This window comes from Kosmotoga sp. (assembly GCF_982836095.1).
In genome coordinates this window covers 833-9366 of the sequence record NZ_CEYIHJ010000063.1, presented here as the reverse complement: position 1 = coordinate 9366, position 8534 = coordinate 833, and the positions used below count along the sequence as shown (strand labels likewise).

Below are 8534 nucleotides of genomic sequence, written 5' to 3'. Positions count from 1 at the left end.
TACGATGTTTTTTCTTATTACAAGGGTCTGATCGATCTCAGAAAGGCACATATAGCCTTTAGGATGCGCACCGCTGATGATATTATAAATAATCTAGTGTTTCTCCCTACACAACAAAAGCGTGTTGTGGCTTTCCAGATTGATGGAGAAGCCATTGGCGACCAATGGAAAGATATTATTGTGATTTTCAATGGCAATACTACACCCGTTTTTTTCAAGCTACCCGACGGCAATTGGAATCAAGTTGTCAATGAGGAAAAAGCTGGAAACGGAATCTTGAAAGTTGTCAAAGGTGTAATTAACATTGCGGGCACGAGTGCCTGCGTATTGTATAAATAAGTTGGAGGTGACTCATGTACACAGCTTCTATTTTAAAGGTCATGGAGCCTGAGCGTGGGAATTCGGCGTGTTCAACTGAATATTGCAAAGAAGTTCTTTCAAAATATGACTTTCACGTTCTTCACAAAAGTGATGTGAAACCCGTAATGAGTGTTTTAAAAGAAGAGATTTTCGCCACTTCCCGAAATAGCGAACTGGTTATTATAATGGGTGGAACGGGGCTTCTTTGGGAAGATATCGCCACTGAAGCTGTGCTATCGCTCATTGATAAAAGAGCACAGGGCTTAGAAATTTCAATGGTGCACAATGCCTTAAAAAAGGATCGCGAATTCTCCCGCTACCGCTGCGCAGCCGGAACAATACTCAACTCGGTGGTTCTTTCCATCCCCGGAAAGAAGGAAAGCGTCGAATGGTATCTGGAACCTGTTTTAAATACTATAAAAACTTTGTTGAATGAGTGGAGGAAAAAAAGATTATGATGCTATCAAAATTAACCGGTAAATACCTTGCTGTTGAAGGAGTAATCGGGGTTGGTAAGACCACGTTGGTTAGATATCTATCACGCCAGTATTTCCTCCCCACGGTTCTTGAGGTTGTCGAAGAAAACCCCTTTCTTGGGAAATTTTACGAAGATATGGATAGGTGGGCTTTTCAAACACAGCTTTTTTTCTTGCTGAGCAGATTTGACCAGCAGACTGACCTTGCCAAGAAGTTAAAAGAAGGAGCCGGGATTGTCTCAGACTATATCTTTGAAAAAGACCATCTTTTTGCCTCTCTAACACTTAAAGACGAACAGAAAATGCTCTATGAAAGAATCTTCGGTCTATTAAGAGAGCAAGTTCCTAAACCAGACCTCGTAATTTACCTTTATGCGTCTGTGGACGTGCTGATGTCCAGAATTAGCTTGAGAGATAGGCCATTTGAGAGAAGCATGAGCCGAAATTACATCGAGCTTTTAACTGATACATATGAAGCTTTTTTTGAGAACTTCAAAGATACAGAGGTTTTAAGGGTGGACACGACAAATCTTGATTTTGTGAAAAATGAACGGGATCTAAAATATATTTTTGAGTTGATAGAAGGGAGATTTCAGTCATGATCATTGGCATCTGCGGTAATATCGGAGCTGGGAAATCGTCTCTCACAGCATTACTTGAAAAGAAACTTGGCTTCACCCCCGTCTATGAAGCAGTTGATGAGAACCCTTTTCTAAAGGATTTTTACTCTGATATGAAACATTGGGCTTTTCATTCCCAGTTGTTCTTTCTGATAAAACGCTTCGATTTCCTGAAAAGGGTGGATGACGAAGGTAAAATAATCATACAGGACCGAACAATTTATGAAGACGTGGAAATCTTTGCTAAAAACCTTCATTTAATGGGATATATCGATGAAAGAGACTGGAACCTTTATCGCGATACCTTTTACACCCTTTCCGATCATCTTAAAACACCAGCAGGTATGGTGTATATCAAATGTTCAGTATCAACGCTCATTGAACGCATCAAAATGCGAGGAAGAGGCTATGAAAGCAATATCAAACCGGAATATCTCGAACGGTTAAATAGGCTTTATAACAGTTGGTTTGACAATTACACGGCATCAGAGAAATTTGTCATAAATGGCGACAAATATGATTTTATAGCAAACAAAGCTGATCAGAAGCTTGTACTGGAGGATATTGCGAATTTTGTAAAAAAACTTTCTGCAGGTGTTCAGTCGAGCTTATTCAACGGTGAAACATGACAGGATACCTGGCAATCGGCTTTGGTGGTTTCCTCGGCGCTATGGCAAGATATGCTTTCAGTAAACTCATAAACGAACGTTACGGATTACTAAGTTTTCCGTTAGGTACGGTTTCGGTAAACATTATCGGTAGCTTTTGCCTCTCGCTATTCTTAGCGTTTGCTTTTAAGAAAACGGAAGTGAATAGAGCCTTCTATCTCTTCTTTGCCACTGGTTTTTTGGGAGCCTTTACCACCTTTTCCACATTTGCTTATGAAGGTCTAAAACTTCTACAGGAGCAATCTTTTAGCGCATTTAGCTCTTATTTCTTGTTGAATATCTTTGGCGGTTTTACCGCTGCATTTTTGGGTTTCGTAGTCGGAAGAGCTTTATAATGGGGGAATGCATATGGAGTATGGTTGTTTAAAAATCTATATAGGCGAGGCTGATAGACTTGGAGGAAAGATCGCCTATGAAGAGATAGTGAAGATGGCTTTTAAAGAGGGATTAAAGGGAGCCACTGTATACCGCGGAATACTGGGCTTTGGATTGAAGCGCCATTTAAAAAGGGCAGATTTCTTCACCCTAAGCGAAGATCTGCCCATTATTGTAGAAATCATAGATGATTATTCGCTTCTGGAGGCTTTTGCGGATAAGATTAAAGCTAGAGAGCTGGACGGATTGATAATCCTTTCAAAGGTCAGTTCTTCATATCATCGATGATTTTATCGACAGAGGCAACATCAATAAACTGAATTCCTGCTTTAACGCAACCACCGTCAAGTATGCTATCATTGCCTATCATAAAACTCCTATCCGGAGGGCAATCTACTTTTTCTAAAATATATCTGTAGTATTTTTCCGATGGTTTGACGTTGTAACTGTTCTCCATGGAAGTGATGTAATCAAAAATCTCTGGATTTAGGCCGATCCAAAAGATCCTTTTTTCAATAGCAATAGAGGGAAATATTGGATTTGTAGCAAGAACTATCTTATGGCCGTGTTCTTTTAATTTTTCTAACACTTCTATCATTTTTCCCCTTGGTATAACAAACTCCTTGAGCTCATCATATGTTGTTTTGTAGAATTTCATGAAAAAATCAGCCCATCGTTCCTGGCTTCCATAACCCATTTCCTTGGTGAATTTGCCCATGAAAAAATCAAAGTTGTTTCTTCCATCAGTCTTAGTGTTCAAAGCTTCGAGAGATGAGAATATGGCTTTCTTGATCTTCTCCATCTGCAATGGATCCCCTACATACTTTGCAATTAAACCAAAATACCGCGTGATAAATTCTTCATCAGTGTTTTTGGTTAATGTCCCATCAAGATCAAAGAGATAACAAAATACCATAACAACGCCTCCAAACAATTATTTTCAGAAGTAGTATACAACGAAATTCCTCTGTCTCAAAAAAACTTTACCGACAACGGCTGTTAACCAAATGACATCGTTACTTTAAATGGAAAAACAATTTAATGGTAAAATATGCGTTGAAATAAAGAGGTATCTAAACTATAATGTAAGGGAGTGTATTAGGAAGGAGGACCTGAAATGGCCAAAGTATGCGAAATTTGCGGAAAATCCCCATCAACAGGTAACACTGTTAGCCATTCCAACAAGAAGAACAAGCGCTGGTGGAAGCCTAATGTACAAAAGGTTAGGGTTATTGTCAATGGGGAAGTTAAGAGAATGAGAGTCTGCACCAGCTGCTTAAAAGCTGGGAAAGTACAGAGAGCAGTTTAATAGCGCGCCCGGCGCGCTTTTTTTATCAACATGTTGAGCAGAGATACATTTTTGGAAATAGACCTTTCGGCTTATAAAAGTAATATAGCTTTCTTCACAAAAAAGCTCTTCCCAACAAAGTTAATGGCTGTTGTGAAATCTAACGCATATGGTCATGGTGCTGTTGAAATATCACATGCAGCAATTGAATCGGGAGTTGATAGACTCGCTGTTGCTTTTCTGGAAGAAGCACTGGAATTAAGAGCTGCGGGAATTACAGTACCAATACTCGTTTTCAACTATTTCAATCCCCGATATGCTGTAGAAGCACTAAAAAATAAACTCACCATAACAATTTACAGCAGAAGGCAGCTTGAGGAGATTAAAAAGCATATCCCCTCCGGATTAAAGGTACATCTGAATCTGGATACAGGTATGAGAAGACTGGGACCAGACATTAACAATGCGCTTGAATTGGCAATTGATATTTCAAGAACTGGTTATGATTTGGAAGGCGTCTATACACACTTTGCTGTGGCTGATGAAAAAAAAGAACAATTTACACTAGCTCAAGTCTTAATATATAAGAAATTCCTTGAAGAGCTGAAAAAAGCACGTGTTAATATAAAAATACGACATGTCGCCAATAGTGCGGGCGCTCTGCGATTTAATGAATCTATATTTGACTACGCCAGAATTGGAGTGGCCAGTTATGGGCTACAACCATCGGAAGAATTTTACATCGATGAGCTAATGCCTGTCCTTACCTGGAAATCTGTTGTATCTTATGTGAAAAAGATAAAGAAAGGTGATAGTGTTAGTTATGGAAGAACTTTCATTGCGCCACGTGATATGACAGTAGCCACAATACCTGTTGGTTATGGAGATGGATATAATAGAGGCCTTTCCAATAAAGGAGAGGTACTAATTTCCGGAAAGCGCTGCAGGATTATTGGCAGGGTTTGCATGGATCAGTTCGTCGTAGATGTCAGCCACCTTCCTCAAAAACCCAAAATGGGTGATGAGGTGGTTTTAATAGGTACACAGGGAGAAGAAAACATTACCGCAGAGGAATTGGCAAAGCTACTTGGCACTATAAACTACGAGATAACGTGTGCTATAACCTCCAGAGTACCAAGGATCTATCTCAGAAGGGAGAATTTAACATGAAACTTAGAGATATACTGGGCGAAGACGCAAAAAGTTTGTTAAACCATGCTGCCGGCGGAAAAGAAAAAATCTTCGTCTCTGAAATGAAACCTGGAATGACTGTTACTACCGATCTCAAAGTAATTTCGAAGAGGCTCCAGGAAGCCAAAGACGGAAAGAAATTTCTCTTGCTAACTCTGAGTGACCGAACCGGAGCGATAAGAGCGATAGACTGGCACAATGCTGAGGAAAACAACACGACAATTCCCATAGGTGCGGTTGTCAGAACACGTGGAAAGGTTGTCATTTATGATGAAAGGCTGCAACTGAATCTCGACTCACAAAAAGGACTATCACTATTAGAAGAAGGCGAGTATGACGTCCAAAGATTTTTGGCTATTACCAAGCGCAATGTAAACGAGATGTTTGACAAATTGCTTGCATATGTGGAAAATTTAAAGAATGATTACTTGAAAAAGTTGCTAAAGATCTTCTTTGAAGAAGACAAAGCTTTTATAAGAGCTTTTATAAATGCACCCGCTGCCGTAAAGGTACATCATGCTTACAAAGGTGGATTACTTGAACACACCTTATCAGTGGCCGAGCTCTGCGATTTTTTATCAATGAAATATCCTGAATCAATAGATAGAGATTTGCTGATTTCTGGAGCTGTTTTACACGATATTGGGAAAATAAAAGAGTATGGGATCGGAAGTTCAGGTATCGAAAAAACCGATGAAGGCGAGTTGGTGGGACATATATCTATCGGACTGGAAATGGTAAGCTCACGTATAGAAAAAATCCCGGACTTTCCAAACAACCTTAAAACGGAATTGAAGCATCTCATACTTTCGCATCATGGTGAAATGGATTGGGGATCTCCTGTAGTCCCAAAAACAACAGAAGCAATGGTATTACATATGGCAGATAACCTTGACTCGAAAATTGCACAGTTTAGAGAAATAGAAAACCGTGAGTACAACGGCACTGGAAATGGTTGGAGCAATTACGATCGCTTTTTGAATAGAAGAATTTACATGAAAAACCGTGACATGATATAAGAGGTGGTATTTTGTCTAAAACACTTGTAATCGTAGAATCGCCTGCAAAGGCGAAAACCATTGCAAGGTATCTCGGCAATGGATATGAAGTAGCTTCATCAAAAGGGCACGTGCGAGATCTGCCAGCCTCGGAATTTGGCGTAGATCTGAAAACCTTTGAACCCAGCTACGAAATTCTCAAGAACAAGACCAAAGTGGTTAATGAATTGAAAAAGCTTGCTAAAGGCAAGAGAGTCCTCCTCGCTTCAGATATGGATCGGGAAGGTGAAGCAATTGCGTGGCACCTTTCCAAGATATTGAATCTTCCAGAAAATGATGAAAATCGGGTAGTTTTTAGCGAAATTACTGAAAAGGTCATAAAAGAGGCCGTTGAATCTCCTCGAAAAATCGACTCCAACAAAGTTAACGCGCAGGTCGCAAGGCGTGTTCTCGATAGAATTGTCGGCTATAAATTGAGCCCCTTGCTTTGGAAATCCATAAAGCGCGGTCTCAGTGCTGGTCGAGTTCAATCAGTTGCCTTGAAGTTTATCGCAGAATTAGAAAGCAAAAGAGCGGCTTTCAAATCTCATGTTTTTTATAAGATCTTTCTCGAATATAAGGGAAAGAAGATCCCTCTGATCAAACTCGATGGTAAGAAATTCACCAACAAATCCATAACAAGCCCTGAAAGAAGAGAACAGGTAATTAAAGAGCTTTCGGGGTTAACACTTTATGTTATGGATCAGAAGAAAAGAAAAAGCCTACGAAAGCCACCAGCCCCCTTCATAACTTCGACGTTACAGCAAGCCTCAATAAATGAACTTGGCTGGAGTGCTTCGAAAACGATGAAAGTCGCCCAACAACTTTACGAAGGTGTTGAAACGGCTGAAGGCACCATTGCGTTTATTACCTATATGCGAACCGATTCAACGAGGGTTTCCGCTGAAGCGCAGGAGAAAGCCAAAGCTTTGATCAGGGAGCATTTCGGAGACGATTATATAGGCACCAAAAGCAAACCAAAGAAGGTCAAAAAAAACATACAGGATGCTCATGAAGCAATAAGGCCAACATATCCCGAAAAAAGCCCGGAATCTGTAAAGCAAGCTGGCCTTCTTAGTGGTGATCATTTGAAGCTTTATCAGCTTATATGGAATAGGTTTATAGCTTCTCAAATGGCTCCTGCCGAATATGAGGTTATGGAAACAAAAATCGCTGACAAAAATAACAAATATATCTTCAAGTACACAAGAGAAAAACTGCTGTTTGCAGGTTTTGAAAAGCTCTATTCAAAGAAATCAGAAAAGGAGATTTCAGACATTTCCTTACCGGTTGGGGCGGAATTCAAAGCCGATAAGATACTCTGGGAAGAAGATAAAACCACCCCACCAGCTAGATTTACAGAGGCATCGCTGGTTAAGGAACTTGAGAAAAAAGGTATAGGTCGACCTTCGACGTATGCCACTATCATTTCCACGCTCCTCGATCGGAAGTATGTGGTAAAACAAAAACGCGAGCTTATTCCAACTATTCTTGGAAGTATTGTGGCTGATTTTCTCGGTAAAGGGTTTCCAGAAATAATAGACGAAAAATTCACGGCAAATATGGAGGCTGAACTTGATGAAATCGAAAAATCTAACAAACAGTGGAAAGAGATAATCAGGGAATTCTATGATAATTTTTCTCAAGACCTTTCAAAAATTACAAAGGCTATAAAATCAGGGGAATTAAAATTGCTGTATCCTACTGATAGGCAGTGTCAGTGCGGCAATGAGATGAATATCGCCTTTGGCCGATATGGTGGTTATTTGAAGTGCCCCTCTTGCGGTAAAAGTGAAAAATTAAATATGGAACTAACCGCACCTTTGCTCAACGGGAAGGTTTTGCTATCTGAACATGTAGAAACAGAAAAAAGCAAAGAGACCTTCATCGATGAGAAATGCCCGGAATGTGGCGCTCCCCTGGTCATTAGAAATGGAAGATACGGGCAATTCATCGCATGTTCTTCGTATCCAAAATGTAAATATACCCGAAACGTGACTATTAATACACCATGCCCTATTTGCGGTGGTAAAGTTGCTAAATTGCGAAGCAAGAAGGGAAAAACATATTTCAAGTGCACCTCATGTGGTGAATTGTTCTGGAACGAACCGGCTAGGCGAAAATGCCCTGATTGTGGCAAAGCGCTTGTGTATCTGGTGAAAAAAGGCGGGAAAAGAGTTCTTTATTGTGAAAACTGCAAGAAGGAAATAAAAGAGTGAAAACATGAAAGAAAAGATTCTCGTTATCTATGGCGGAGTTTCCCGGGAAAGAGAAATCTCCTTGATAAGTGGTCAAAGAGTATCCAGAGCGCTCAAAAGGCTTGGATACCAGGTGACTCTTTTTGACTTGAAAAGAAGCAATTTGGCTTCCCTTACGGAATTGAAGAGGCATGACCTCGCTTTTATAGCATTACATGGGAATTTTGGTGAAGATGGGAAGATTCAGTCTCTCTTCGACTTGATGGGGATGAAATACACTGGTTCAAGCACTCTTACAAGCGCAATTTGCTTTAATAAAAA

Annotated in this window: 11 protein-coding genes and 1 pseudogene; 11 read left to right on the top strand and 1 reads right to left on the bottom strand. The window is 40.1% G+C overall.

Features of this window, described 5'->3' with window-relative positions; translation table 11 throughout:
- From AC3LHT_RS05690 to AC3LHT_RS05665, 6 genes are all read left to right on the top strand, one after another.
- Nucleotides 1-339, top strand: a 339-nt coding sequence (locus AC3LHT_RS05690) for an alpha-1,6-glucosidase domain-containing protein (protein ID WP_488662232.1), incomplete at its 5' end; no start/stop codon positions are given.
- Between the two features lie 14 nt (nt 340-353).
- Nucleotides 354-818 carry a molybdopterin-binding protein gene (locus AC3LHT_RS05685; RefSeq protein ID WP_290644361.1) on the top strand — a complete coding sequence of 155 codons (465 nt, stop codon included), beginning with the start codon at nt 354-356 and terminating at the stop codon, nt 816-818.
- Nucleotides 815-1438, top strand: coding sequence for a deoxynucleoside kinase (locus AC3LHT_RS05680; RefSeq protein WP_290644363.1), 624 nt, complete (start codon nt 815-817; stop codon nt 1436-1438). The genes AC3LHT_RS05685 and AC3LHT_RS05680 overlap by 4 nt, the downstream gene beginning before the upstream one ends.
- Entirely contained in the window at nt 1435-2085 is a 651-nt protein-coding gene (locus AC3LHT_RS05675; protein WP_290644365.1) for a deoxynucleoside kinase, read from the top strand. The genes AC3LHT_RS05680 and AC3LHT_RS05675 overlap by 4 nt, the downstream gene beginning before the upstream one ends.
- Nucleotides 2082-2459: a fluoride efflux transporter CrcB gene (gene crcB, locus AC3LHT_RS05670; protein WP_290644367.1), complete on the top strand. Its 378-nt coding sequence runs from the start codon at nt 2082-2084 to the stop codon at nt 2457-2459. Before AC3LHT_RS05675 ends, crcB begins: the two co-directional genes overlap by 4 nt.
- A 13-nt stretch (nt 2460-2472) precedes the next feature.
- Nucleotides 2473-2787 carry a DUF190 domain-containing protein gene (locus AC3LHT_RS05665; protein ID WP_488662231.1) on the top strand — a complete coding sequence of 105 codons (315 nt, stop codon included), beginning with the start codon at nt 2473-2475 and terminating at the stop codon, nt 2785-2787.
- On the opposite strand, the gene AC3LHT_RS05660 is transcribed toward AC3LHT_RS05665, so the two are convergent.
- A complete protein-coding gene (locus AC3LHT_RS05660) occupies nt 2765-3415 on the bottom strand; it encodes an HAD family hydrolase (RefSeq protein WP_290644371.1) in 651 nt (216 codons plus the stop codon). The genes AC3LHT_RS05665 and AC3LHT_RS05660 overlap by 23 nt on opposite strands.
- Nucleotides 3416-3616: 201 nt before the next feature.
- Between AC3LHT_RS05660 and rpmB the strand changes: the two genes are divergently transcribed.
- The 5 genes and pseudogenes from rpmB to AC3LHT_RS05635 all read left to right on the top strand — a co-directional run.
- Nucleotides 3617-3808 carry a 50S ribosomal protein L28 gene (gene rpmB / locus AC3LHT_RS05655; RefSeq protein WP_290644373.1) on the top strand — a complete coding sequence of 64 codons (192 nt, stop codon included), beginning with the start codon at nt 3617-3619 and terminating at the stop codon, nt 3806-3808.
- A 51-nt stretch (nt 3809-3859) separates the two neighbouring features.
- The gene (gene alr, locus AC3LHT_RS05650) at nt 3860-4957 is read left to right on the top strand and encodes an alanine racemase (protein ID WP_488662230.1); all 1098 of its coding nucleotides are present in this window, start codon (nt 3860-3862) and stop codon (nt 4955-4957) included.
- On the top strand, nt 4954-5997 hold the full coding sequence (locus tag AC3LHT_RS05645; RefSeq protein ID WP_290644377.1) for a 3'-5' exoribonuclease YhaM family protein: 1044 nt from the start codon (nt 4954-4956) through the stop codon (nt 5995-5997). Before alr ends, AC3LHT_RS05645 begins: the two co-directional genes overlap by 4 nt.
- An 11-nt stretch (nt 5998-6008) precedes the next feature.
- Nucleotides 6009-8234, top strand: coding sequence for a type I DNA topoisomerase (topA, locus tag AC3LHT_RS05640; protein ID WP_488662229.1), 2226 nt, complete (start codon nt 6009-6011; stop codon nt 8232-8234).
- A 4-nt stretch (nt 8235-8238) separates the two neighbouring features.
- Nucleotides 8239-8534 (top strand): annotated as a pseudogene (locus AC3LHT_RS05635) (D-alanine--D-alanine ligase); the annotation flags it as partial.